The 1,581-nt window shown below is 79.8% G+C and carries 1 protein-coding gene and 1 pseudogene; one reads left to right on the top strand and one right to left on the bottom strand.

Annotated features, from left to right (window positions below; translation table 11 throughout):
• Window positions 1–395 (bottom strand): annotated as a pseudogene (locus GTQ99_RS23060) (hypothetical protein); the annotation flags it as partial.
• A gap of 386 nt (window positions 396–781) precedes the next feature.
• Here GTQ99_RS23060 and GTQ99_RS23055 point away from each other — a divergent pair.
• On the top strand, window positions 782–1,581 hold an 800-nt coding region (locus GTQ99_RS23055), incomplete at its 3' end, for a PhzF family phenazine biosynthesis isomerase (RefSeq protein WP_166617990.1).

Raw genomic sequence — 1,581 nt, 5'->3', positions numbered from 1 at the left:
GTCCCCGGGCCCGCCGCGGGCTCGGCGGGCGCCGCGGGGGAGGTGCGCACCAGCTGCAGGTGCGTCGCCCGCCCCGGCCGGCCCGCACCGGGCGGGTGCTGCGGGGCGGGCACCGCCGCCCGTGGCGCGGACCCCGCAGCGGGTGCGACGCCCCGCCGCGCGTCGGGGCCCCCGGCGGCGCGGTCGCGGTCCGGGACGAGCGCCAGGGCGGGGACGGCGGGGGAGGCGGCGTAGCCGGCCAGGGCGCCGAACAGCAGCGCCAGCGGCACCGCACCGGCCACCAGGCCCGCGCGCGGGGTGCGCCCGGCCTCGACCGCCCACGGCAGGAGCGTCAGCGTGGCGAAGGAGGCCGTCGCGACGGTGACCGCCCTGCGCGTGGCGAAGCTCCTGCGCACCGCCGCCCTCCCGTCCCCGGGTCCCGCGCCGACCACCGGACCACCGGTCGTGCGCACCGGCCGCCCACGCTGCCAGAGGTGCCCCGTGCGCGTCCACCGTTCCGCCGGCGCGGGCGGCGGGTTCGCCCTCCCGCTGGAACCGCTCGCCGGTGGACTGCGGTCCCGGGGGCGGCGGGCGGCCCGGGCCGGGGTGGCGGACCACCCGCAGGCGTTGCGCCGCAGAGGGATCCACGGCTCCTCGCGATCCGGGGTGCGACCGCGGTCACCGAGCCCCTTCCCGCGGTGGCCGAGCGGGTGCGAGGGCTGCGCCGGCGCGCGCTCCCGGTGTGGCACCCTGCTGCTCCCGCTCCGCCCGGCCCTCCGCCGGCCCCGACCGAGGGAGACCCGTGCTCCGCCCCTTCGCCCAGGTCGACGTCTTCTCCGCCGTCCCCTACCGCGGCAACCCGGTCGCGGTGGTGCTGCACGCCGACGGCCTGGACACCGAGGCGATGCAGCGCTTCGCGGCCTGGACGAACCTGTCGGAGACCACCTTCGTCCTGCCCCCCACCCCGGCGGGCGCGGCCGCGGGCGCGGACTACCGGCTGCGGATCTTCACCCCCGGCGGCGAACTGCCCTTCGCCGGCCACCCCACGCTGGGCTCGGCCCACGCGTGGCTGGAGGCCGGCGGCGTCCCGCACGAGGCGGCGACGGTGGTGCAGGAGTGCGGCGCCGGCCTGGTGCCGGTGCGCCGCGACGGCTCGGCGCTGAGCTTCCGCGCTCCGGACCTGGTGCGCAGCGGTCCGCTGGAGCCGGAGGTGCTGCAGCGCGCGGTGCGGGCCCTGGGGCTGCAGGAGGACGACGTGCTGGGTCACCAGTGGGTCGACAACGGCCCCGGGTGGGCGGCGCTGCGGCTGGCCTCGGCGCAGGCCGTGCTGGCGGTGGAGGTGGACCGCACCGTCCTCGGGGACGTGGCCCTGGGGGTGGTGGGGCTGCACCCCGCCGGGTCGCAGCAGCAGGTCGAGGTGCGTGCCTTCGTCCCCGAGCTCGGGGTGCCCGAGGACCCGGTGACGGGGAGCCTGAACGCGGGTCTGGCGCAGTGGTTGACCGGCACCGGGGTGCTCCCGCCGGACTACAGCGCGACGCAGGGCGCGCGGGTGGGCAGGGCAGGGGTGGTGCAGGTGCGCACCCTGGAGGGCCGGGTGTGGGT

It is taken from the genome of Kineococcus vitellinus, assembly GCF_009906315.1.
GTDB lineage: Bacteria > Actinomycetota > Actinomycetes > Actinomycetales > Kineococcaceae > Kineococcus > Kineococcus vitellinus.
This window is presented reverse-complemented; position numbering and strand designations above follow the sequence as displayed.